Genomic DNA, 24,425 nt, shown 5'->3' with positions numbered 1-24,425 from the left:
GTCGGGCCGGGACCGCCCCGGCCCTCCGCGGCGGTCCCGCCGCTCGTCCTCCCGACGCTAGGCGCGGGCGATGCGGCCTGCCACCGGACGGGCTCAGGCGTCGTCGTCGCGACCGCCCCCGGCGTGCCGGGTGAACGCGGCGTGCACAGCGGCCTTCGCCCGGTCCGGGAGCACAGCCGCCGCGGCGGTCTGCATCCGGGCCGTGAGCGAGCGCACGGTGACCTCCGCCTTGCCGGCCACGAGGCCCTCGAACGCCTGGTCGGCGACGTCGGCAGGGTCGTCCTGCGGCCCACGGCCCACGGGGGTGTCCTCCATGCCCGCGCGCTCGAAGAACCGGGTGTCGGTGGGACCCGGCAGCAGCGAGGTGACGGTGACGCCCGTGCCGGCCAGCTCGTGCCGCAGCGCCTGGGCGAACGAGTGCACGAACGCCTTCGAGGCCGCGTACGTGGCATACCCCGGTCCGGGCATGAGCGAGGCGGTCGACGCGGTCACCAGCACACGGCCGGACCCGCGCTCGACCATGGCGGGAACCAGCGCCTTCGCCAGCCGCACGGTGCCCACCACGTCGAGCGCGATGACGGCGAGGTCGTCCTCGAGCGGCGTCTCGACGAACGCGCCGCCGCGACCGGTGCCGGCGTTCAGGGCCAGTGCGTCGACCGGGCGGCCCGTCGCGCGCACCTCCCCCGCGAGGGCGCCCACCCCCTCGGCCGTGGTGAGGTCCACCCGGACGGGGCGCACAGCCGCGCCCAAGGCGGCGAGGGCGTCGGCGGCGACGGCCAGCTCGGCCTCGTCCGCCGCGACGACGAGGTCGAAGCCCTCCTCGGCGAACCGGCGCGCGAGCTCGAGACCGATCCCGCTGGAGGCGCCCGTGACAACGGCGAGCGGCCGGACCGCGGTCGGGTCGGCGGTGGCCCGAGCCGACCCGACGGGGACGGAGGAGCCCCCCGGACCGGCGGGCGTGCTGGGCGTGCTGCTCTCGGACATCGCTGCTCCCGCGTGCTGTCGTCCGGGGGCCACGACCCGACCCGCCCCCGCGACGCTAGGCGCGTCCGCGGCGGACTGCCACCGGGCCCGGGCCCGGCAGGGGCTAGCATCACGCCCTTGTGAGCCGCCTCGTCGACACCGTCGCGCCCCCGCGGCTCGGCGTGCCGTTCCGGTGGCTGCTCGCGTCGTCGTGGGTCAGCAACGTGGGCGACGGCATCGCGCTCGCCGCCGGGCCGCTGCTCGTGGCCTCCCTGACCTCGGACGCGCGGCTCGTGGCGCTGGGGGCGACCCTGCAGTGGCTGCCTCCGCTGCTGTTCGGTCTGCTCGCCGGTGCGCTCGCCGACCGGTGGGACCGCCGCCGGATCGTGCTGGTCGTCAACGTGGCCCGCGCGGTCGTGCTCGCCACGCTCGCCGTCGCGGTCGCCGGCGGCCACGCCACGGTCGGGCTCGTCCTGGGGCTGCTGCTCCTGCTGGGGACCGCCGAGGTGTTCGCCGACAACGCCGCGCAGACGTTCCTGCCGATGCTCGTGGCGCGGGACGACCTGGCCGTGGCGAACGCCCGCCTGCAGACCGGCTTCATCACGCTCAACCAGCTCGCGGGCCCGCCCGTCGGCGCTGCGCTGTTCGCCGCCGGGGCCGCGTGGCCGGCCGCGGGCCAGGCGCTCATCGTGTCCGCGGCGGCCGTGCTGGTCGCGCGGATCGTCCTGCCGCCGCACCGGCCCGACCCGGCGGTCCGGCAGCACCTCGGCCGGGACATCGTCGAGGGCGTGCGCTGGGTGCGGCACCACGCGGCCGTGCGCACGCTCGTGCTGACGATCTTCACGTTCAACATCACCTTCGGGGCCGCCTGGTCCGTGCTGGTGCTGTACGCCACGCAGCGCCTGGGGCTCGGGGCCGTGGGTTTCGGCCTGCTCACCACGGTCAGCGCCGTCGGCGGGCTCGCCGGCACCGCGGCGTACGGCTGGATCACGCGCCGGGTGTCCCTGGGGAACCTGATGCGCATCGGGCTGGTGGTGGAGACGCTCACCCACCTCGGGCTGGCGCTGACCCGGCAGCCGGCCGTCGCGCTCGGCATCTTCTTCGTCTTCGGCGCCCACGCCTTCGTCTGGGGCACGACCTCGGTCACCGTGCGGCAGCGGGCCGTCCCGCGGGCGCTCCAGGGTCGGGTGGGTGCGGTCAACACGGTGGGTGTGTTCGGCGGCCTCGTCCTCGGGTCCGGCCTGGGCGGGGTGCTCGCGGAGCAGCACGGCGTGACGGCGCCGTTCTGGTTCGCGTTCGCGGGTTCGGCACTGTTCGTCGTGCTGATCTGGCGCCAGCTCCGCCACGTCGCGCACGCCGACGAGCGCGAGGCGCCCCTGCCGGAGGGCTGACCCGCCCGCCGGGAGGGCCCGCGCGCATCAGCACGGTGGCGAGCGGCCGGCACCCGGGCCGTCACGTCCGCGCCGCACCCCGGGAGGTGGCCTCTCGCGGGCAGCCGGGCGGCCGGGCGGCCGGGCGAGAGGCCAGGCGGGCGGGGGCCGCCCGTCAGGCGGGCGTCGGCGCGTCCGGGAGCCCCGCGATCGGCTTGGTGCGCGAGCGTCCCGCGGCGTCCTTCAGCACCACGTACTTCAGGTCGACGTGGGGCTCCAGGGCGCTGAACTTGTCGTTCGGCGCGCCGATCACCAGCTGGAACCCGAGGCCCCGCCAGGCACCGACCGCCCGCCCGGTGAACCGCGCGTCGGCCTTGATGAGGGCCTCGTCCAGGAAGACCGGCGCGTAGCGCGGGCGCTCGGCCCCGGCGTCACCGAGCTGGTACCGCAGGGCGGCACCCACGATGAACGCCACGAGCTCCTGCGACTCGCCGCCGGACTTCTCCCCGATGTGGTCGTAGAGCGCGACGTGGTTCCCGTCCAGGTCGGTCTTCTCGGCGCTAAGGCGCACGTGGCGGCGCACGTCCACGAGGTCCGCGAAGTCCGGGGCGGTGCGGCGGATCCGGTCGATGACCTTGGCCATGCGCAGGTAGCGGCGCTCGCGCTCCGCGTCCGTCGCCTCGGTCGACAGCTCCTCGCGCAGGTCGCGCAGCTCCTTGCGGAACCGGGCGACGACGGTGGACTGCGTGTCGCGGGCGTCGATGCGCAGGCGGTGGTCGTCGTCGGAGAACGGCAGGTCCGCGAGGATGTCGTTCACCGGGCGGATGCGCTCCTTGATCTCCCGCACGGACCGGGCGAGCGCGTTGTGCAGATCGGTCAGGTCGTTGCCGGACAACCGCAGCAGGCTGCGGCGCCACTCCGCCTCGAGCTCGTGCAGGGCGCTGGTCTCCAGCTCGGTGAGGATGCGCTCGAAGTCCCGGTACGACTCCTCCGGGTCGGTGCCGAGGTTCGGGTCGGGCCAGCGCTCGACGAACGTCTCGAACGTGCGGCGCAGGGCGTCACGGGACGCCGTCACGACGCCCTGCGCCGCCTGGCGGTCCGCCCGGAGCAGCTCGGCGGCGTGCGTGACGGTGCCGTCGAAGGCCGCGAGCGCCTGGAGGGGCGCGGCGTCGGCGGGGACGTCGGCCCCGGCGCCGCCGAGCAGCTGCTCGAGGTACGCGCGTTGCTCGGGCTCGGCCGTCGTGCCCGCGTCCTGCGCGTCGTCGAGGGCCTGCTGGGCCCGGTCGACCTCGTCCGTGGTGTCCGACCAGGACGCCGTGAGCCGTTCGGCGTCGCCCTTGGCGCGGCCGAGCTTCTCGGTGAGCGTGGCCACGGTCACGTCGAGCTCGTCGGCGCGGCGCTGCAGGCGCACGACCTCGGGGTTGCCGGAGGTGACGTCCTCGATGACCTGGGTCCAGCGGGCGCGCTCGGCGTCGACCGCGGCGACGTCCACCTGCTCCCAGGTGACAGCGACGACCGCCTCGTGGGCACGGCGGCGGGCGTCCTGCTCGTCCAGCCGGGCGGACGCGGCCTCGACGTCGCGCTCCGCGAGCTCCACGCGCCGCTCGGCCAGCTCGATCTCGCGGTCGAGCTGGGCGAGGCGCCGGGCGTTCGTGAACCCCAGGACGTTCGCGCGGCCCTGGCCGCCGTGGGCGCCGCGCAGGCCCTCGGAGACCTGGCCGGCGCGGGTGAGCGCCTTCGTGTGCTGCGCGAGCTCGCCGGGCGTGTCGACGCAGACGTAGGCGTGCCGGTCGGCGAGCTCGTTGCGCAGCCAGCCCGCGAACGGCCCGGACCGCAGCTCCAGGCGTCCCGGGAGCGTCCGGGGGTCCAGCGCCACGTCGGAGCGCTGCCCCGTCGGGACGCCCTGGTAGCGCAGTCGCCGGCCGAGCCGCACGCCGTCGATGGCCCGGCGGAAGGCCCCGAGACGCGCGGCGTCCACCAGCAGCGTCGTGGCGAACCCGCCGAGCGCGAGGTTGAACGCCTCCCGCCACGGCTCGTGCTCGGTGCGCACCTCGACCAGCTCCCCGACGAACGGCAGCTCGTCGACCGTCAGCCCGGCGGCCTCCGCCAGCGCGGCGCGCGCCCGCAGCAGCTCCCCCGGGATGCTGCCCTGCTGCCGCTCGGCCTCGGCCCGGTCGGCGCGCAGGCCGGCCAGCTCGCCGCGGGCGTCCTTGCGCTCGGCCATGGCCGCGCCGAGGCGCTCACGAGCGTCCTGCTTCGCGCCGTCGTCGGCCAGGGCGGTGCGGGCCTGCTCGGCGAGCTCCTCGAAGTCGGCCGCCGTGGGCACGCCGACGCCGAGCACGTCGGCGAGCACCTCCTCGAGGCGGGCGCGGGCGACGGAGACGCGGGCGTGCCGGTCGTCGGTGGCGCGCAGCTCGCGCTGGGCGCGGGCCAACCGGTCGCCGCCGGACACCCACAGCGTCTCCTTGACGCCCTCCAGCTCTGCCCGGGCGGCGGCGATGCGCGCGGCGAGCTCGTCGGCCTCCCGGCGCGCGCCGTCGTGCCGGTGCTGCAGGTCGGACTCGACGGCGCGCAGCAGGCCGAGGCGGCGGTCGTGGCGCCACAGCGCGGCCGGGGACGCGTCGTCGTCGAACGACCCGACGGACGCGATGACGCGCAGCCGCTCCGCGGCCTCCTCGGCGGCCGCACGGTGGGCGCGGATCGGCTCGAGCGCCTTGACCTGCTGCCGCGCGGTGATCATCTGCTCGCGGGTGCCGGAGAGCTTGTCGAACTGCTCGACGACGGCGTCCGCGGTCGCGAACGTGCTGGGCTCCTCGAGCACCATCGCCTTGTAGAGCGCGTCGACGGTGGTGATCTGCTGACCGGCCTGGATGCGTCCGAGCAGCCCGACGGCCTTGCCGCCGTCACCGGTCGCGCCGATGCCGAGCGTCGAGTGCAGCCGGGCGGTGAACTCGCGGTCGGTGTCGAACGCCGCGAGACCCGCCGCCGTGACGGCGCCCCGGCCGAACCGGTCGGCCGCCGCCGGCTCGAGGTCGCGCAGGTCGAACCCGCCCTCGCGGGTGGCCCGCACGGCGGTCACGTCCTCCAGCGTCCGGGCGGCCGCGGGGACGTACCACGCGCGGACGGCGGTGAACTCGCGCCCCGACTGGTCCGCCCACGTCATCGCGATCGCCGACCACGTGTCCTGGCCGTCGCCGCGCAGCACGCGCTGCCGGGTGCCGTCCTCGGTGCGGGACTCGTCGAGCTTGCCGCGGGCGTAGGACAGGATGTTGCGCTGGTCCTTGCCGCGCGGCCGCCCGACGACGCCGCCGTTCGACGCCCCGTTGAACGGCGTGGTGTGGGGCATGAGCAGCGCGATGTACGCGTCCATCAGCGTGGACTTGCCGGAGCCCGACCCACCGGACAGCAGCGTCGCGGTCGGCGCCAGGCGCACCCGGTGGTGTCCGTCGTAGCCGCCCCAGTTCACCAGCTGCAGGTCCCGGGCGAGCCACTGCTGGCCCGTCGAGGCGGCCGGGATCAGGCCGAAGAGCGTGTCGACCATGGTCATCGGGCTGGCTCCTCGTCCTGCGGCGCGGCGTCGTGCACCGCGTCGTCCTGCTCTGCGTCCTCGTCGTCCGGCGCCTCCGGCGTCCCGTCCTCCGGGGCCGACGAGGCGGGGCTGCGGAGCCACGCCCGCAGCTCCGTCAGCCGCTCGTTGCTCAGCACGATCTCCACCAGCGCGGTCACGCGGTAGCGCCCCTCGGACTCCTCCTCGATGACGCCCTCCTTGGCGAGCCGCGCGATCGCCCCGCGGATCTCGCGCTGGCGGGAGGCGACGTTGGTGTCGTCGGGGTCGTAGTACGTCAGGGCGGTCTGCTCGAGCTCCTCCACGTCGACGCGCGCCGAGCTCTCCCCGGCGCCGCGCTCGCGCTGGAAGACCGTGCGCAGGTGCACCAGCACGAGCGTCTCGGCGCGGCTGTACGGCTCGTCGCGCAGCAGCACGGGCACGTCGAGCTCCGCGGAGCGCACCTGCCGCTTGTACGCGATGCCGCGGTCGTGGTCGACGACCAGGTGCACGAACAGGTCGTGCAGGCGCGACTCGATCACCTGCTGGTGGGCGAGCAGGGTCCGCCACTGCGCGGGGTTCCGCTCGGCGAGGAGGAACCGGCGCTGCAGCAGCCGCACGAGGACGCGGCGGACCTCGGCGTCCAGGGTGCCGGAGTCGCCCGCGAACAGCTCGGCCGGGTCGTCCTCCATCGCGACCGGCGGGATGAAGCCGCCGGGCCCGCCGTGCTCGTCGTCGGCGTCCGCGACGCGGGCCTCCGGGGACGCGCTCGTGTCAGTGCCGGTCATCGCTGCCGTCCTCCATCCGTGTGGTCACGCCCTCGAACGCGAAGCGCCGGCGGCTGCCGTCGGGCCGCAGCGCCTCGACGTACGCGAGCGCGCCCGTCTCCGTCATGCCGACCGCGTCGGCGATCTCGAGCAGGCCGAGCAGGTCGACGGGCCGGCGCAGGTCCGGCGGTGCGCCGCCGAAGGCCTCGGCCAGGTCCACGTCGGCCCCGGTCCCCGCCGCGCCGTCCCGCGCGGACCACGCCGCGAGGTGGGCGCGCAGCTCGGCGTAGTGCGGGCCGCCCCACGCGCGGGCCAGCGTCGCGGAGGCGTCGTCCTCGTCGTCGTCCTCCCAGGCGTGCAGCGGCGCGGGCGGCTCCGGGGGGCGCAGGTCGCCGGCGGACTGCCGCAGGTGCTCGACCTCGGCGACGGGCAGCCGGCGCAGCGGCTCGACGCTCTGGCCGCGGCGGGACCCCGGGACCCAGTGCTGCAGCCCGGTCATGACGTCCCGGAGCAGCTCGTCGACCTGCCGGTCCCGCAGCGGGTCGTGGTGCCGCACCTGCGTGGTGATGACGGCCGACGCCTCGCGCTGCGCCGCGAACACCTGCTCGAGCCCCCGCTCGATGCGCCGCCCGAGGTCGCGCAGCTCGGCTCGCTGCGGCGCGGGCAGCATCCGGGTGAACGGGTGCCGCAGCACCACGTCCAGCTGCGCGGACAGCGCGTCGAGCCGCTCCGGGTCGCCGATGAGCCGCAGCGCGCCCGAGAACGCGCGCCCCTCGACGGTGGACTCCATGACGTGCTCGCCGCGCTCGAGGTACTCCCGCAGGACGGCACCCGTCGGCCGCTCGTCCTGGCGCAGCGCCGTGACGACGTCGCGCTGCATCGCCTTGATCGACTCGGCGACGCGTGCGAAGTCCGCCGGCAGCTCCCGCACCAGGTGCAGGACGTTCTCGGCCTCCTCGAGCAGCTGCTCGTCGTCGGCCCGCTCGACCTCGCCGGTGCGCTCGATGCGCTCGGCCTCGGCGCGCAGCCGCGCGATCTCCGCCTCGAGGCGCGACAGCCGCACGAGGACGTCGGGGTCGGCCTCCTGGGCGAGGTGCTCGACGGCGTCCAGCAGCGTCCGGACGCGGGACTGGGACACCCGGGCCCGCGCGCCGCCCGCCCGGCCGGCGACCTCGAGCGCGCCGACGGCGTGCGCGGACAGCCGGTAGGTCTCCACGTCGTCGTCCAGCACCTGGCGCACCAGCCAGCCCGCGTCGGCCCACTGCCGGCACAGGTCGCGCGCGGTGCCGGCGGGCAGGTCGTCCCCGTACCCCGCGGCGCGGAGCTGGTCGAGCGCGTCGGCGACCTCGGTGTGGGCGTCCGCGACGGGCACCTGCGGGCGCTCCGGCGTGAACACGAGCGACAGCAGCGAGACCACGAGCGGGGCGTGACGCTTGTGCAGCAGGTCGAGCATCGGGTTCTGGAAGGCCCGGACGGCGCCCTGGTACGCCCCTTCGGCTCGCGTGATCATCGCCGGACAGCGTAGGTGAGGCGGAGGGCGCGCCGTGACACCCGCCTGCCGTCCGGCTCCCGGACTCCCGGTGCGGCACGGCGAGCCGCCGTCTAGGCTGAACTCTCGGTGTGCCGGGAAGTCTGGTCGGCTCCCCGCGCGGCGACCCTCCACGCGGGGACGCGACGCGCCCCGAGGAGCACCATGCCCCACCCGACGCACCCGCCCGTCCCCACCGGTCTGCGCCGCTGGGCGTCCGCCGAGACGACCGGCGGTGCCCTGCTCATCGCCGCCGCCGTCCTCGCCCTGGTCTGGGCGAACTCACCGTGGCGCGACGCCTACCACGAGGTGTCCTCCCTGGTCGTCGGCGTCGAGGCGTGGCACCTCGACCTGGACCTCGCCCACTGGGCGTCGGACGGCCTGCTCGCGGTGTTCTTCTTCGTGGTGGGACTGGAGCTGAAGCACGAGATCGTCACCGGGAGCCTGCGCGACCCGCGGCGGGCCGCGGTGCCGGTCGTCGCGGCGGTCGGCGGCATGCTCGTGCCGGCCGCGGTGTACCTCGCGGTGGTCGGCGTCGCCGGGGACGCCCCGTCGCGCGCGGGCTGGGCGGTGCCGACCGCGACCGACATCGCCTTCGCGCTCGCCGTCCTCGCGATCTTCGGCCGCGGCCTGCCCGTGGCGATCCGGACGTTCCTGCTGACCCTCGCGGTGGTGGACGACCTGCTCGCGATCGTCGTGATCGCGGTGTTCTACTCCGACGGCGTGGCAGCAGGCCCGCTGGCGGCCTCCGTCGGCGCCGTGGTGCTGTTCGCGCTCGTCGCCCGGTCCCCGTACGTGCACCCGTGGCTGCTCTGGGCCCTCGGCCTGGTGGCGTGGGCCTGCATGCACGCCTCCGGGGTGCACGCGACGATCGCCGGCGTGCTGCTGGGCCTGACCGTCCCGGCGCGCCCGGTGAACGCCGAGCACGTCAGCCGGGTGCACCGGTACGAGCACGCGATGCGGCCCTGGTCGGCCGTCGTGGCGCTCCCGCTGTTCGCGTTCTTCGCCGCCGGCGTCACCCTCGTGGACGGCGCGGGTCTCGCGGGCGTCCTGGGCGACCCGGTGGTGCCCGCAGTCGTGCTGGGCCTGGTGCTGGGCAAGGTGGTGGGCATCGTGGGCGCCGTCGCGGTGGTCACCCGGACCACGCCGTTGCGGCTGCCGGACGGCGTGGGCCTGCGCGACCTGCTGCCCGTCGGGCTGCTCGCCGGCATCGGGTTCACCGTCTCGCTCCTGATCGCCGAGCTCGCGTTCGCGGGTGACGACGGGCGGGCCGGGGCTGCGAAGATCGCGGTGCTCGCGGGCACGGCGCTGTCGGCCACGGTCGCCGCGGTGCTGCTGCGCCGGGACGCGCGGCGGGCACGGGCCCGGGACGAGAACGCCGACGGCGTGGTCGACGCGGTGCAGCCCGCGGTGGGTGGCGGGACGACCGGCCCGGGTGTGCGGCCGGCCGGGTCGCACGGGGGCTCGGGCACGGCCCGTCCACCGCACGGGTGAACTGCCGGGCATATACACACAACTCGGACATCCTGGGCATAACGTGACGCAGCGTGAGGGATCCCGGGGGCACGGACGGCATCACGGGTGCGCGGCGGCCGCTGCTCGACGCGCTGCGCGGCGTGGCGATCGCGCTCGTCATGCTCACCCACGCCGACTCGGCGACCTTCGGGTCCGCCGGCATGGTGGGCGTGACGCTGTTCTTCACGCTCTCGGGTTACCTCATCACCGGCCTGCTGGTGCGCGACCTGGAGCGGTACGGACGGATCCGGTACGGCCGGTTCTTCGGCGCACGGGCGCTGCGGCTGCTGCCGCCGCTGCTGCTGGTGCTCGCGGGCTACCTCGTCATCGAGGGCGCGGTCGGGCTGCTCGGGCGCCGGGAGCTGCTCGGGCAGACGGTCCTGGCGGCCCTCACCTACACGAGCAACCTGCCCCTGCTGCCCCACGGCAGCGGCTCGTTCTTCCACCTGTGGACGCTCGCCACGGAGGAGCAGTTCTACCTGCTGTGGCCCCTCGTGCTCGCCCTCGCGTGGCGGCACCGGGCCGCTCGCGCGGTCGTGCTGGTCGGGGTGCTCGGCTCGCTCGCCGCGTGCGCGGCCACGATCGGGTACGAGTGGCCGGACGTGGCGCGCGTGTACGCGCTGCCCACGTCCTGGTCCGTGGCGCTGCTCGCCGGCTGCGGGCTGCGCCTGGGCCGCGAGCGCGCCGCCCGGCTGCTGCCCGGCACCGGCGGGTCGCGCCGGGCGCTGGGCGTCGCGCTGCTCGCCGTGCTGGCCGCGCTGGCGCTGCTGCCCGGGCTGAGCGCCACCGCGGCGATGTACCTGCTCGTCATCCCGCTGACGGCCGCCGTGTCGGCCGCGCTGGTGCTGCTCGCGTCCGGTCCCACCGCCCTGCCGTCCGGCCCGGCGCGTGCGCCGCTGCGGCTGCTGGTGGCGCTCGGCACCGTGTCGTACGCGGCGTACCTGTGGAACCTGCCGATCCAGCAGTGGCTCGGCGACCCGGGCACGCCCGGCGCCGGCCTGCTCGGCGCCGCGCTCACCCTGCTGGCCGCGACGGTCAGCTGGTGGGCGGTCGAGCGCCCCGCCGCCGCGCTCCGGCGCCGGTGGGAGACGCCGGAGCCGGCCCGGGCGCACGCGGTCGTCCCCGCGGCGCCCGAACCTGCCGCGTGAGCCGGCCGGGCCGGCCCCGTCACGCCGCCTCGCGCGCCCCCGGGTGCACCGTCCACTCGCCGGTCGTGTGGTCGTAGCACCGCGAGTTGTCGATCCGGCTGCGGTCGAACCCGAGCTCGGACGCCACGACCTTGCCGACGCGCTCCGGGTCGGGCGCCGCCTGGGCGAGCAGCCGGGTGTAGTCGTGGTGCGGGTCGAGGATCACGGCGTCGGACGGCCCCCGCTCCACGACACGGCCCCGGTACAGCACGAGGATCTCGTCGGAGAAGTGCCGTGCGGTCGCCAGGTCGTGCGTGATGTACAGGACCGCGAGGTTGTCCTCCCGCTGGAGCCGGGCCAGCAGGTTGAGCACGCCCAGCCGGATCGACACGTCGAGCATCGACACGGGCTCGTCGGCGATCAGCACCTGCGCCCCCGGGGCCAGCGCCCGGGCGATCGCGACGCGCTGCCGCTGGCCGCCGGACAGCTCGTGGGGACGGCGCTGCGCGAACGCGTGGGCGGGCGTGAGGTTCACGCGCTCGAGCATCTGCGCCACGCGCTCCCGGGTCTGCTCGGCGCCCCGCGTCCGGTGGTGCAGCAGCAGCGGGCGGGCGACGTGGTGCTCGATGGTGTGGAACGGGTTGAGCGACGCGAACGGGTCCTGGAACACCATCTGCACGTGCCGGCGGTACACGGAGCCGACGACCGGCGTCCGGTCGTCCAGCGTCACCCGGATCTGGCCCGACGTCGGCTTCTCGAGCCGGGTGAGCAGCTTCGCGATCGTGGACTTGCCCGACCCCGACTCCCCCACCAGCGCGACCGTGCGGCGCGGCACGAGGTCGAAGCTCACCCCGTCGACCGCCCGCAGCGTGGAGCGCCGCAGCCCCTCGCGGATCGTGTAGTCCTTGGTCAGGTCGACCACCTCGACGCTGGTCATGCGCTGGCTCCGTCCTGCTCGTCGTCGAGCACGCCTGTGCGGATGAAGTCGCCGCGCTCCCCCGACAGGCTCGGGAACGAGCCGAGGAGCCGGCGGGTGTACGGGTGCTGCGCGTGGGTGTAGAGCCGGTCGGCGCTGTCGAGCTCGACGATCTCCCCGCGCAGCATCACGGCGATGCGGTCGCTGATCTCCAGCAGCAGCGGCAGGTCGTGCGTGATGAACACGACCGCGAAGTCGAGCTCGTCGCGCAGGCGGACGATCTCCCGCAGGATGTCGCGCTGCACCACGACGTCCAGCGCGGTCGTCGGCTCGTCCATGATCATGATCTGCGGTTCGAGCAGCATCGCCATGGCGATCATGACGCGCTGCCGCATGCCACCGGACAGCTCGTGCGGGTAGGACGACAGCCGGCGCGGGTCGACGCCGACGCGCTCGAGCACCTCCACCGAGCGCGCCTCGACCTCCGTGCGGCCGATGCCGGGCCGGTGCGCCCGCATGGTGTCCGCGAGCTGCGCCCGGACGGACGTCACCGGGTTGAGCGCGTTCATCGCCCCCTGGAAGACCATCGACAGCGTCTCCCAGCGGAACCGGCGCAGCGCCTCGTCGGACAGCCCCAGGACGTCGACGTCGGTGCCGTCCCGGTCGTGGAACGTCACCTCGCCCGCCGCGATCCGGGCCGGCGGCTGGTGCAGCCGGTTGATCGCGTAGGCCAGCGTCGTCTTGCCGCAGCCGGACTCCCCGGCGAGCCCGAGGATCTCCCCCGCGTGCAGCTCCAGGTCGGCGTGCTTCACGGCGTGCACGGGCGGCGTGACCTCGTAGACCACGTCGAGGTCGCGCACGGTCAGCACGGTGCGGCGGCCCGTGGCCCCGTCGGTGTGGCGGCCGGTGGTCGGCGTCGGCAGGCTCATGCCCGGCCCTCCTTCTCCGTGCGGGCGATGCGGCGCATCTGCTTGCGGTGCAGCCGGACGGTCCTGAGCTTGGGGTTGATGACCTCGTCGATCGAGAAGTTGATGAGCGACAGGCCCATGCCGAACAGCGCGATCATCAGGCCCGGCGGCACGAACCACCACCACGCGCCGAGCGACAGCGCGAAGCCGTTCTGGGCGTAGAACAGCATCGTCCCGAGGGTCTGCGACCCGGACGACCCGAGCCCGATGAACGACAGACCGGCCTCGGCGAGGATGCCGGCGATCACCGCGAACACGAACTGCGACGCGATGACCGGCAGCAGGTTCGGCAGGATCTCGACGGTGATGACCCGCCAGGACCGCTCGCCGGACACCCGGGAGGCTGCGACGTAGTCGCGGCTGCGCACCGACAGCGTCTGCGCCCGCAGCACCCGGGCCGAGCCGGCCCAGCTCGTGAGCGCCAGGACGATGCCGATCGTCCACCAGCCGCGGGCCTCGCGCGGGACGAACGCCGCGATGACGATCACCAGCGGCAGGCCGGGGATCACGAGGAACACGTTCGACAGCAGGGAGAACGCCTCGTCCGCGACGCCGCCGAGGTAGGCGCCGTAGATGCCGACCAGGGTGGACAGCAGCGTCGCGAGCACGCCCACCAGCAGGCCGATCTGCAGCGACCCGCGGGTGGACCACGCGAGCTGGGACAGCACGTCCTGGCCGGTCTGCGTGGTGCCCAGGGGGTGCTCGCCGGACGGGCCCGTCAGGCCGATGTCGCGGATGGTGCTCGGGTCGCCGACGAGTGACGGCCCGATGATGCCGAAGACGGCGATGCCGAGGACCAGCACGATGCCGACGGCGAGCCACGGCGTCATCGTCGGGAGCATCAGCCGCCACGACGACTGGCGGCGGTGACCTCCGGCGGCTTCCGCCTCGGCGCGCTGCTCGGTGGCCTCCAGGATGTCCGGCTCGGTGGCCGGGGTCAGGTTCGTCACGCGCGTCTCCTAGCCCTTGGCCCGCGTGCGGGGGTCGATGAGTCCGTACAGGAGGTCCACCAGCAGGTTCGCGCCGAGCACGGCCAGCGTGATGAACAGGAACACGCCCTGCATCAGCGCGTAGTCGTTGTTGGTGACGGCGTTGAGCAGCCGGGACCCGATGCCGGGGTACGAGAAGATCTGCTCGGTGATCACCGAGCCCGACACCACGAAGCCCAGGGAGATCGCGAAGCCGGCGATGGACGGCAGCACCGCGTTGCGCGCGGCGTAGTGCCGCTGGATGCGGCCGTCGGTCAGGCCCTTGGCCCGCGCGGTGAGGATGTAGTCCTCCGACAGGGTCGAGACCATCATGTTGCGCATCCCGAGCAGCCAGCCCCCGAGCGACGCGATGACGATCGTCAGCGCCGGCAGCGTGCCGTGGTAGATCGCCGAGCCGATGAACTCGGCGTTCCACCCGGGGTCCAGCACCACGTCGTAGCCACCCTGCCCCGGGAGCAGGCCCCAGGTCCGGGACAGCAGGTACACGAGGATCAGGGCGAGCCAGAAGTACGGCACGGCGGCCAGCAGGGTGGTGCCCGGCACGAGCGAGTCCAGCCACGTGCCGGGCCGCCAGCCCGCGAACATCCCGAGCAGCACGCCGATGACCGCGGCGATCACGGTCGCGATCCCGACCAGCGTGATCGTCCACGGCATGGAGGTCGAGATCACGTCGGTGACGGACGCCGGGTAGTACGACACGGAGACTCCGAGGTCGCCGCGCAGGAGGTTGCGCAGGTACAGCCCGTACTGCTGGACGAGCGGGATGGAGTCGTCGCCCCCGAGCAGGAGCGCGTACGCCTCGCGGGTCTCCGGGGTGACCGTGCCGCCACGCTGCTGGAGCTTGGCCAGCAGGATGTCGACCGGGTTGCCCGGCAGCAACCGCGGGATGAGGAAGTTCAGGGTCAGGGCGGCCCACAGGGCCACGGCGTAGAAGCCCAGCTTGCGCAGGACGTACCTCACGACACTGCCTCCCTCGGGGTGGTCCGGCTCGGGGACGACGACGGCATCGCTGCTACTCCCCCGTGGGTGTGAGGGCCTTGAAGATCTGCGCGGCGTCGAGGGCCGACCAGACCGCCGGGAAGGCGTACATGTCGTCCTCGGTGGGCCAGCCGCTGAACTTCCGGACGTTCCACTCGCTGGTCGTGCCGCCCGTCATGATCGGGATGTACGGCATGTCCTCGACCACCGCGTCCTGGATCGTCGCGAACTCGTCCATGCGGGCGGGGTCGTCGAAGTCGAGCGTCTGGAGCTTCTCGATCGCGGCGTCCACCGCCGGGTCGCTGAACCGCGCGTAGGCGTTGCCGGCGGACTCCCCGACGGGCGTCGGGTTCGTGAAGAAGTACTGGTAGACGTAGTACGGGTCGGGCGCGGGTCCCTGCCACAGCGAGTCGATCGCGAGCTGGAAGCTGCCCTTGAGCCGCTTGTCCGTCCACTCGTTCCAGGACGACTGCGTGGACACGACCTCGATGCCGGCCTCCTTGGCCTGGGCGGAGATGGCGTCCACCGCGGTGATGTAGTCGGTCCAGCCGGTGACGACCTCGACGTTCAGGCTGACGCGCTGGCCGTCCTTGGCGTAGACGCCGTCGTCGCCGCGCACGTAGCCGGCGTCCTCGAGCACGGCGGCGGCCGCGGCGGCGTCGGCACCGCCGGCGGAGACGGGCTCCTCGACGGAGTCGGCGATCCACTGCTCCTGGCTGGGCACCAGGGCGAACGTCGGCGAGATCTCGGCCGCCGTGCCCTGGAACGCGAGGTTGTTGAGCTGGTCCCGGTTCATGGCCAGGTACAGCGCGTGGCGCACGGCCGGGTCGGTCTGCGGGCCGGTGCAGCCCAGCTCGGCGTTCGAGCAGGTCGCCAGCACCATCTGGTTCTGGTGGGCCGTCAGCGCGTCGTAGCCCGGGTAGTTCTCGGCGACGTTCTGGATGTCGGGCACGGGGCCGGTCTGCCAGTCGATCTCGCCCGCGGCGAGCGCGTCGGCACCGGCCTGGTTGCCGGACAGCGAGAGCCAGCGGATCTGCTTGAGCGCGGGCGCGCCGTCCCAGTAGTCCTCGTTGGCGACCAGCGTGAACGCCTGCGGCTTGAAGTCGCCCAGCAGGTAGGCGCCGGTGCCGACCGGGTTCTCGATGACGTCCTCGGTGGGGTTGACGTCGGCCCACAGGTGCTCCGGGACGATGTACTGCCCGAGGATGTCCGGGGCCTTGACGAACGCGGGCTCGTCGAACGTGAACGTGACGTGGGTGTCGTCGACGGCCTCGGTGACGCCGTCGTAGCCGACGTTGTTGATGGCCGGCGTGTCGACGAGCATGTCGAAGGTGAACACGACGTCGTCGGCGGTGAACGGCTCGCCGTCCGACCAGCTCACGCCGTCGCGCAGCGTCACGGACAGCACGGTGCCGTCGTCGTTCCAGGAGTACTCGGTGCCGAGCAGCGGCACCGGGTCCTGCACCTGCGCCTTGTTGATGAAGTAGAGCGGCTCGTAGATCGTGCCGCGCCCGCCGATGTTGGACGGCGAGTACGGGTTGAAGTTGATCTGGTAGTCGCCCGCCTGGCCGGTGTAGGCCACCAGGGTGTCGGAGGCTCCGACGCCCGCGGTGGAGCCCTGGGAGTCCGGGCCGTCGCCGCCGCTGCAGGCGGAGACGAGGAGGGCCAGCGCAGCCGCTCCGGCGAGGCCGACGCCGAGCCGGCGCCGGGGTCGTGCGGTGGTGCGGATCATCGGGTGTTCCTTCCGTCGACGGTGACGGTCGCGGACCGCGACTGTGGGCATTCTTACCCTGCCTTAATTACGCGAGTCAACCAACTCGTGCCAGGATGCGTGTCATCAGCGAGGACGCGCAGATCCCTGCGGGACCATGTCGTCACGTCCTCGCCGGTCCCGCGCACCGGCGGGACCCGCAACGGCCGTGACGAGAGGACGGGCACCATGGCGCAGGCGACGACCGAGGCGGTCTCCCCCCGCACGCCGGACGGGTGGCCGGTGCTCAACCAGGCCGAGCGCGCCGCCCTGCGCGAGGTGCTGATCCGCGGCCCCCAGTCGCGCACGGAGATCGCCCAGCGCCTCGGGCTGTCCCGTGCCAGCCTCACCCGCGTCACCCGCACCCTGGTCGCGCACGGGCTGGTGGGTGAGGTCGGCGTCGAGCTCCGCGGCCGCACCGGACGCCCCAGCGAGCTGCTCCAGGCCCGCACCGACACCTACCGGCTGCTCGGCGTGAAGCTCACCGCCGACGTGCTGTACGCGGCCGTCACCGACCTCACCGCCCGCGTGGTCGCCACGTCCGAGGAGCCGATCGCGTCGCGGGCGTTCGAGGACGTCGTCGACCAGCTCGCGGCCCTCGTCGCGCGGGAGCGGGCGACGCACCCCGGCCTGCGGGCGGTCGGCGTGTGCCTCGCCGGCGACCTGCTCGGGTCCGGGCGGGACCAGGTCGTCGTGTCCTCGCCGTACCTCGGGTGGACCGACGTGCGCATGAGCGCCGCCCTCGCGGACCGCACCGGGCTGCCGGTGACCACCGAGAACGACGTGCGCGCCCTCACGGCGGCCGAGCACTGGTTCGGCGCCGGCGCCGGGTGCCGCTCGCTGGCACTGCTCACCGTCGGTACCGGCCTCGGGTTCGGGCTCGTGGTCGACGACCGCATGATCCAGGGCGCCACGGGCCGGGCGGGGCGGCTGGACCACCTGCGCATCGACCCCTCGGGGCCCATCTGCGGGCTCGGCCACCGCGGCTGCGCGAGCGTCTACCTGGTGAGCAGCGCGATCGCCGCGGCACTCGGCAGCCCCGGGACGACGTACGAGGAGGCCGTCGCCCTCGCCGAGCGCGGCAACCCCGCCGCGGTGCTCGCGTTCCGGGAGGCCGGGCGCGCGCTCGGCGTCCTCATCGCCACGGTCGCGAACACCCTGGACCCCGAGAAGATCGTGCTCACCGGCGACGGCCTCGCCGTGATGCGCCTGGCACCGGACGCGGTGTGGGCGGCCGTCGCCCAGCACCGGGACCCGCAGGACGCGGTGACCCCCCTGGACGTGCAGCCGTTCGACTTCACGGAGTGGGCGCGCGCCGGCGCCGTCACGGCCGTGCGGGCGTACCTCGAGTCCGCGTCCTGACGCCGACAGGGCCCCCGCACCGCTCTCCGCCCGCGCCGGTGGCGTGCACGCGCGCCCGGCTTAGTTTCGTTGCTTGACAAACCAAGCCTGCGCCTTGGAGTCTGGCCGTCCACCGACATCGAGGGAGATGCTGTGACCGCGTCCTCGCCCGCCGCGCCCGCTGCGCCCACCACGGGCGGCCACGCCCGGCCAGTCCGCCCCGTCCTGAGCGCGGGACTCGCGTTCGGGGGCGACTACAACCCCGAGCAGTGGACGCCCGACGTCTGGCGCGAGGACGTCCGCCTCATGCAGGAGGCCGGCGTCACGATCGTCACCGTCGGCGTCTTCTCGTGGGGGCTGCTGGAGCCGCGCGAGGGCGAGTACGACTGGGCCTGGCTCGACGAGGTGCTCGGCCTGCTGCACGACGCCGGGATCGCGGTCGACCTGGCGACGCCCACCGCCGCTCCCCCGAGCTGGCTCCTGCGCCGGCACCCCGAGCTCCTGCCGGTCGACGCGCACCTCGTCCCGCTGCACCCCGGCGGCCGCCTCGGCTGGTGCCCGAGCAACCGGGTGTTCCGGGAGTACGCGCTGCGGATGACCACCGCGCTGGCGGACCGCTACGGCTCGCACCCCGCGGTGCGGCTCTGGCACGTCAGCAACGAGCTGGGCGGCGGCAACGCGCGCTGCTGGTGCGACGTCTCCGCGGCGGCGTTCCGCCGCTGGCTGCAGCGGCGCCACGGCAGCCTCGACGCGCTGAACGCCGCCTGGGGCACGGCGTTCTGGGGCCACCGGTTCGGCGACTGGGAGGAGATCGAGCCGCCGCGCGGCCACCGCGACGTGCCGAACCCCGGGCTGTTCCTCGACTACGAGCGGTTCTCCTCCGACGAGCTGCTCGACCACTACCGGGCCGAGGCCGCGGTGCTGCGGGAGCGCAGCGAGGCGCCCGTCACCACCAACTTCATGGTCGGCGTCGGGCCGCACGTCGTCGACTACGCCGCGTGGGCCCGGGAGGTCGACGTCGTCGCCACCGACCACTACACGCTCGTGGCCGACCCCCGGCGCGCGCAGGAGCTGGCGTTCGCGGGCGACCGCGTCCGCGGCATGTCGCGCGACCGCGCCCCGTGGCTGCTCATGGAGCACTCCACCGGCGCGCCCAGCTGGCAGGAGCGCAACCGGGCCAAGGCCCCCGGGGAGATCCTGCGCAACGCGCTCGCGCACGTCGCCCGCGGCTCCGACGGTGCCCTGTTCTTCCAGTGGCGCGCGTCGACCGCCGGGACCGAGCAGTTCCACTCGGCGATGCTGCCGCACGCCGGCACGGGCACCCGCGTCTGGCGGGAGGTCGTCGAGCTCGGTCAGGTGCTGCGGCGCATCGGCCACGTCGCCGGCTCCCCGGTCGAGCCCGCGCGCGTCGCCCTGCTGGTCGACGACGAGTCGGGCTGGGCGCTGCAGCAGGGTCTCAAGCCGCACCGCGCCCTGCGCTACTCCCGCGAGCCCCGCCTGTGGCACGGCCTGCTGTGGGACCGCCAGGTGCTCGTGGACGTGCTGCCCGCCGACGCGGAGCTCGACGGGTACGCCCTGGTGATCGTGCCGAACCTCTTCGTCACCGACGCGGAGCGCGCCGCCCGCCTGGAGCGGTACGTCGCCGACGGCGGCACGGCGCTGATCACGTACCTCTCGGGGATCGTCGACCGGGACTCCCGCGTCATCCCCGGCGGGTACCCGGGCGCGTACCGCGACTGGCTCGGCGTCTGGACCGAGGAGCTCCGGCCGCTGCAGCGCGACGAGGTCGTGCACCTGGACGACGGCAGCGCCGTGCACGAGTGGACCGAGGACACCGTGCTGGACGGCGCCGAGGCGGTCCTGCGGTACGCCGACGGCGACGGCGCCGGTCGCGCCGCCGTCACCCGGCACCGGCACGGCGCGGGCACCGTCTGGTACGTCGGCGCCCGGCTCCCCGAGGCCACCGCCGGCGCGGTGCTCGACCAGGTCGTCGCCGGGCTCGACCTGCGGCCGGCCGCCGAGGCGCCGCCCGGGGTCGAGGCGGTCCGCCGCGTCACGCCGGAGGGCGGAGTCCTGTTCCTCGTCAACCACACCGACGCGGACGCCGAGGTCGTCACCACCGGGACGGACCTGGTCACAGGACGCGCGGTCGGCCCGGTGCTGACACTCGCCGCAGGCGCCTGTGCCGTGGTCGAGGAGTCCGGCGCGACGCCCGGCACCGCGGCGGCCGCGACCGTCGCGACGCACGACGACACGAGAGGCAACCGGTGACCACGCTGACCCGCCCCGACGCGGCGCAGGACGACGGGCACGACGCGCAGCCCCCCGCGCCACGCCTGCACCGGCTGCGGCGCGCAGGCGTCGACGTCGTCCTGTCGGTGCCCGCCACGGGGCTGCCGGAGGTGCTGCACTGGGGCCCCGACCTCGGCGACCTCGGGGACGGCGCGGAGCTCCGGTCGGCTCTCGGTCGCACCGTCTCCTCGAGCGCGCTCGACGCCCCGTGGCCCCTGACCCTCCTGCCCGGCGAGCACGACGGGTGGGCCGGACGGCCGGGGTTCGCCGGGTCGCGCGAGGGGCAGCTCCTCCTCCCGGCGTGGGGCGCGACGCAGGTCGAGACCGGCGACGGGGTGCTCGACCTGACCGCCACCGCCGACGGCCTGCTGCTGCGCACCCGGCTGCACCTGGACCACGCGGGCGTCCTGCGGGTCCGCCACGAGCTGGAGAACACGGGTGCCACGCCCGTCGACGTCGCGGCGCTCGAGGCGTCCGTGCCCGTGGGTGACGCGGCCGCCGAGCTGCTGGACCTCACGGGCCGCTGGACCCGCGAGCGCAGCCCGCAGCGCCGCCCGCTCACGCAGGGCAGCCACGCGCGCGAGACCCGGCGCGGCCGCACGGGGCACGACGCCCCCACCCTGCTGGTGGCCGGCACCCCGGGCTTCGGCTCGGGCCGCGGGGAGGTGTGGGCGGTGCACCTGGCGTGGAGCGCCGACGCCGTGTACCGGGTGGACGCGCTGCCCGAGGCGCCGACGGTCCTGGGCGCCGGCGTGCTGCTGCGCCCGGGCGAGGTGCAGCTCGCCGCCGGCGAGCGGCTGCGCACGCCGGACGCCGTGTTCGTCTGGTCGGACGCCGGGCTGGACGGGCTCGGTGACCGGCTGCACGCGTCGCTGCGCGCCCGGCCCGGCCACCCCCGCGGCGCGCGGCCGGTCACGCTGAACACCTGGGAGGCCGTCTACTTCCGGCACGACCTGCCGGCGCTGACGCGGCTCGCGGAGGTGGCCGCGGACGTGGGCGTCGAGCGGTTCGTGCTGGACGACGGCTGGTTCCACGGTCGGCGCGACGACCGCCGGGGGCTGGGTGACTGGTGGACGGACGCCGGGGTGTGGCCCGACGGTCTCGCCCCGCTCGCGGGCGTGGTGCACGGGCTCGGCATGGAGCTGGGGCTGTGGGTCGAGCCGGAGATGGTCAACCCGGACTCCGAGCTGGCGCGCGCGCACCCCGAGTGGCTGCTGCACCCGGCAGGCGCCCCCGGCCGGACCTGGCGGCACCAGCACGTCCTGGACGTGGCGCGGCCCGAGGTCGCCGCGTACCTGCTGAAGGCGATCTCCGCGGTGGTCACGGCCTCCGGGGTCGGCTACCTGAAGTGGGACCAGAACCGCGACCTGCTGGAGGCGGTCCACGACGGGCAGGCGGGCGTCGTCCGGCACACCGAGGCGGTGTACGCGCTGATCGACGCCGTGCGGGAGCGCCACCCCGGCCTGGAGGTGGAGTCGTGCGCGTCGGGCGGTGCGCGCGTCGACCTGGGGATCCTCGAGCGCACCGACCGGGTGTGGGCGTCCGACACCAACGACCCCCTGGAGCGCCTGGAGATCCAGCGCTGGACCGAGCTGCTGGTCCCCCCGGAGCTCATCGGGTCGCACGTCGGGCCGGAGCGCGCGCACACCACGCGCCGCGTGTCCGACCTGGGGCTGCGGATCGCCGTCGCGCTCGTCGGGTCCGCCGGCGTCGAGTGGGACATCACCGGGTGCACGCCTGCGGAGCTGGACCAGCTCCGGTCCGGCATCGCGGCGTACCGGCGGCTGCGCGGGCTGCTCCACACCGGGTCCGTCCGGCACCCCGAGCAGCCCGACCCGGGCCTGCAGGTCACGCAGGTGGTCGCGCCGGACCGCTCGGCGGCGGTGGTGCGGGTGGCGCGCACCACCACGGGACCGCGCGCGCTGCCCACGGTGCTGCGGGTGCCCGGCCTCGACGCCGCCGGCCGCTACCGGGTGCGCCCCGTGCCCGAGCTGGTGCTCCCGGCGACGCTGGACGTGCAGCCGCCGCCGTGGCTCGCCCGCGGCGAGGTGCAGCTCGGTGGTGCCGCGCTGGCCGGTGCCGGGGTGCGCCTGCCGCTGCTCGCGCCCGGTCAGGCGCTCGTGCTGGAGGTGACGCGCGAGGGCTGACCGGGCCGGCCCGGCTGACCGGGCTGCCCGGTCGGGGCGGGCGGGGCCGTCGACCCGCGGGGCACGACGACCACCCCCCGGGCCTGGACGACCCGCACCGGCTCCGGCGCCAGGAGCACCTCGGCGGACCGGAGCCCGAGCCCGCGGATGTCACGCGCCACGACGGACAGCGGCGGGTGCGCCAGCCGGCACTCGGGCGAGTCGTCCCAGGCGAGCAGGGACAGATCCTGCGGCACGCGCCGGCCGAGCGCCGCAGCGGCGTCGAGCGCGGCCACCGCCATGACGTCGTTGTCGAACATCACGGCGGTGACGCCGGGGTCGGCGGCCAGCAGCTCCCGCAACGCGGCCGCACCGGAGTCGGCGCTGTAGTCGCCCTCGACGGCCGTCCCGTGCACGCCCGCGGCGGCGACGTGCCGCGTGAAGGCCCGGGTGCGGATCTGGGTGTGGAACAGCTCCGGCGGCCCGGAGACCCGGCCGATGCGGGTGTGCCCGAGGCGGACCAGGAAGTCCACGGCCGCGCCCATCGCGGCGTCGTTGTCGACGTCGATGCGGGTCACGTCCGTGCGGTCGTGCTCACCCAGCAGCACCACGGCCAGGCCGAGGTCCCGGCACAGCCCGATGCGGGGGTCGTCCGTCACCAGGTCGCTGACCAGCACCGCCGAGACCGTCCCGGCCGCCGCCCACCGCTCGTAGGTGGCGGTCTCCTCCTCGGCCGTCGCGACCAGGTGGACCAGCAGGTGGCCGCCGTGCTCGCCGAGCACGTGCTCCATGCCGTCGAACAGCGCCGTGTGGAACGGGGCGAGGCCGCGGTGCCCGCGGGTCCGCCGGACCACGGCGCCGACGACGACGCCGGCGGGCGGCGTCCGGGTGGGCTGCATGACGGCAGTATGGCCGGTCGCCCGTCCGGGCGGCGGCGCTGTGCGATCATCGCCTGCGTCAGCGGCGCCGCGCGTCGCGTCCGCCGCGAGGGAGCCGAGGAGCCCATGAGCCAGGTCCGGGGGCACCCCGCGAGCAGGGGGGCCGTCCTCGACGCGCTGCGGCTGCGCGGGTCGGCCAGCCGGGCGGAGCTCGCCGGGCTCACCGGGCTGACGCAGGCGACGATCTCGCACGTCGTGCGCTCGCTGCTGGACGACGGGCTGCTGCGGGAGACCGGCGAGCGCGAGTTCACGGGCGGCAAGCCGCGCGTGCTGCTCACCCTGGAGGTCCGGGCGATCTGCGCCCTGGGCGTCCAGCTCGCGGCCGACTGGGTCGTCGTGACCGTCGTCGACGCGGTGGGCGCCATGATCGGCCGCGCGCGGGTGCGCGGCGCCCGGGACCGCGAGCCGGTCGAGGTGCTGGAGCAGGTCGCCCGCGTGGTCGGGGAGCTGCTCGTGACCACCGGCGTCGACGCCGCCCGCATCGTCGGGGTCGGCCTGGCGACGCCCGGGCTGCTCGACGTCGACCGCGGCCTCATCCTGCGGTCCCGCTCGCTGCCGGGTTGGGGCGGCTACCCGCTGCGCGTCGAGCTGGAGCGGCTCACCGGCCTGCCGGTCGTGGTCGACAACGACGCCAGCGCCGCCGCGCTCGGGCAGTTCTGGGGCGGGACGAGCGCCGACTCGCGCGCGCACTGCACCATCCACATGGGCGCCAGCGTCGGCGCCGGCATCGTGCTCGACGGCGCCGTGCTGCGGGGCGCGAGCTCCAACACCGGGGCGATCGGGCACCTGAGCGTGCGGCGCGGCAGCGTGTGGCGGGGGCGTGCCGTCGAGGACGTCGTCGTGCCACGGTCGGTCGCGGAGCGGGCGCGGGCGCTGGTCGCGACCGGCACCGCGACGCGCATCCGGCTGGACCCGGGCGGCGACTGGGACAACGACTTCGACGCCGTGGCGACGGCCGCCGTGCAGGGCGACGAGGTCGCGCTCGAGCTCATCGAGGAGTCCGCCGAGCACCTCGGCGACGCCGTGCTCGCGCTCACCGACCTGCTGGACCTCGACTCGGTGGTCCTCGCCGGGCCGGCGTTCGCGGTCGCCGGGACGGTGTACCTGCGCCACCTGGAGCAGCGGCTCTCCCGGGAGGCGTTCGCGGCCGACCGGCACCCCGTGCGGGTGGCGCTCTCGCAGCAGGTCGCGGACGCCGCGGCCGTCGGGGCGGCGTCCCTCGTGCTGCAGCAGGCGCTCTCGCCGCGCTGAGCCCCGCACCGACCGGCCCTGGCCCCGCCGACCGACCCCCACCCGCTCCGGGGCGCGCCGAC

The 24,425-nt window shown here is 75.1% G+C and carries 17 protein-coding genes; 7 read left to right on the top strand and 10 right to left on the bottom strand.

What is annotated here, in order from left to right:
• Positions 1–93: 93 nt before the first annotated feature.
• Entirely contained in the window at positions 94–984 is an 891-nt protein-coding gene (locus K5O09_RS08915; RefSeq protein WP_222172388.1) for an SDR family oxidoreductase, read from the bottom strand.
• Between the two features lie 119 nt (positions 985–1,103).
• Here K5O09_RS08915 and K5O09_RS08910 point away from each other — a divergent pair, with 119 nt between their 5' ends.
• Positions 1,104–2,354 carry an MFS transporter gene (locus tag K5O09_RS08910; RefSeq protein ID WP_222172387.1) on the top strand — a complete coding sequence of 417 codons (1,251 nt, stop codon included), beginning with the start codon at positions 1,104–1,106 and terminating at the stop codon, positions 2,352–2,354.
• 154 nt (positions 2,355–2,508) lie between these two features.
• On the opposite strand, the gene K5O09_RS08905 is transcribed toward K5O09_RS08910, so the two are convergent.
• The 3 genes from K5O09_RS08905 to K5O09_RS08895 are packed head-to-tail and all read right to left on the bottom strand — an operon-like array spanning position 2,509 to position 8,154.
• Positions 2,509–5,880 (bottom strand): ATP-binding protein, encoded by a 3,372-nt coding sequence (locus K5O09_RS08905; RefSeq protein WP_222172386.1) that lies wholly within the window; start codon positions 5,878–5,880, stop codon positions 2,509–2,511.
• Positions 5,877–6,665, bottom strand: coding sequence for a DUF4194 domain-containing protein (locus tag K5O09_RS08900; protein ID WP_222172385.1), 789 nt, complete (start codon positions 6,663–6,665; stop codon positions 5,877–5,879). Before K5O09_RS08900 ends, K5O09_RS08905 begins: the two co-directional genes overlap by 4 nt.
• A complete protein-coding gene (locus tag K5O09_RS08895; RefSeq protein WP_222172384.1) occupies positions 6,652–8,154 on the bottom strand; it encodes a DUF3375 domain-containing protein in 1,503 nt (500 codons plus the stop codon). The genes K5O09_RS08900 and K5O09_RS08895 overlap by 14 nt, the downstream gene beginning before the upstream one ends.
• 183 nt (positions 8,155–8,337) lie before the next feature.
• On the opposite strand from K5O09_RS08895, the gene nhaA reads away from it, so the two are divergent.
• Positions 8,338–9,666 (top strand): Na+/H+ antiporter NhaA, encoded by a 1,329-nt coding sequence (gene nhaA, locus K5O09_RS08890; RefSeq protein ID WP_222172383.1) that lies wholly within the window; start codon positions 8,338–8,340, stop codon positions 9,664–9,666.
• A gap of 53 nt (positions 9,667–9,719) precedes the next feature.
• Positions 9,720–10,835, top strand: a complete 1,116-nt coding sequence (locus K5O09_RS08885) for an acyltransferase (protein WP_222172382.1) — start codon at positions 9,720–9,722, stop codon at positions 10,833–10,835.
• A 19-nt stretch (positions 10,836–10,854) separates the two neighbouring features.
• On the opposite strand, the gene K5O09_RS08880 is transcribed toward K5O09_RS08885, so the two are convergent.
• From K5O09_RS08880 to K5O09_RS08860, 5 genes are read right to left on the bottom strand one after another with little or no spacing between them, the layout of a single operon-like run.
• Entirely contained in the window at positions 10,855–11,751 is an 897-nt protein-coding gene (locus K5O09_RS08880; protein WP_222172381.1) for an ABC transporter ATP-binding protein, read from the bottom strand.
• Positions 11,748–12,659, bottom strand: a complete 912-nt coding sequence (locus K5O09_RS08875; protein WP_222172380.1) for an ABC transporter ATP-binding protein — start codon at positions 12,657–12,659, stop codon at positions 11,748–11,750. The genes K5O09_RS08880 and K5O09_RS08875 overlap by 4 nt, the downstream gene beginning before the upstream one ends.
• Entirely contained in the window at positions 12,656–13,648 is a 993-nt protein-coding gene (locus tag K5O09_RS08870) for an ABC transporter permease (protein WP_222172379.1), read from the bottom strand. The genes K5O09_RS08875 and K5O09_RS08870 overlap by 4 nt, the downstream gene beginning before the upstream one ends.
• Positions 13,649–13,657: 9 nt before the next feature.
• Positions 13,658–14,647, bottom strand: a complete 990-nt coding sequence (locus K5O09_RS08865) for an ABC transporter permease (RefSeq protein ID WP_222172378.1) — start codon at positions 14,645–14,647, stop codon at positions 13,658–13,660.
• Positions 14,648–14,699: 52 nt separating this feature from the next.
• On the bottom strand, positions 14,700–16,397 hold the full coding sequence (locus tag K5O09_RS08860) for an ABC transporter substrate-binding protein (RefSeq protein WP_222172377.1): 1,698 nt from the start codon (positions 16,395–16,397) through the stop codon (positions 14,700–14,702).
• A gap of 207 nt (positions 16,398–16,604) precedes the next feature.
• Between K5O09_RS08860 and K5O09_RS08855 the strand changes: the two genes are divergently transcribed.
• The 3 genes from K5O09_RS08855 to K5O09_RS08845 all read left to right on the top strand — a co-directional run bounded on the left by K5O09_RS08855 (position 16,605) and on the right by K5O09_RS08845 (position 22,195).
• Entirely contained in the window at positions 16,605–17,777 is a 1,173-nt protein-coding gene (locus K5O09_RS08855) for an ROK family transcriptional regulator (protein WP_222172376.1), read from the top strand.
• Between the two features lie 132 nt (positions 17,778–17,909).
• Positions 17,910–20,027: a beta-galactosidase gene (locus tag K5O09_RS08850; RefSeq protein ID WP_255596255.1), complete on the top strand. Its 2,118-nt coding sequence runs from the start codon at positions 17,910–17,912 to the stop codon at positions 20,025–20,027.
• Positions 20,024–22,195 carry an alpha-galactosidase gene (locus K5O09_RS08845; RefSeq protein WP_370635561.1) on the top strand — a complete coding sequence of 724 codons (2,172 nt, stop codon included), beginning with the start codon at positions 20,024–20,026 and terminating at the stop codon, positions 22,193–22,195. Before K5O09_RS08850 ends, K5O09_RS08845 begins: the two co-directional genes overlap by 4 nt.
• Here K5O09_RS08845 and K5O09_RS08840 read toward each other — a convergent pair.
• Complete coding sequence (locus tag K5O09_RS08840; protein ID WP_222172375.1) at positions 22,159–23,073, bottom strand: LacI family DNA-binding transcriptional regulator; 915 nt, start codon at positions 23,071–23,073, stop codon at positions 22,159–22,161. The two genes, K5O09_RS08845 and K5O09_RS08840, sit on opposite strands and share 37 nt — an antisense overlap.
• A gap of 105 nt (positions 23,074–23,178) precedes the next feature.
• On the opposite strand from K5O09_RS08840, the gene K5O09_RS08835 reads away from it, so the two are divergent.
• Positions 23,179–24,363, top strand: coding sequence for an ROK family transcriptional regulator (locus K5O09_RS08835; RefSeq protein ID WP_222172374.1), 1,185 nt, complete (start codon positions 23,179–23,181; stop codon positions 24,361–24,363).
• Positions 24,364–24,425 lie beyond the last annotated feature (62 nt).

The organism is Cellulomonas sp. C5510 (genome assembly GCF_019797765.1).
GTDB lineage: Bacteria > Actinomycetota > Actinomycetes > Actinomycetales > Cellulomonadaceae > Cellulomonas.
Note: the sequence above shows the minus strand (reverse complement) of the source record. Positions and strands in the feature narration are given on the sequence as shown.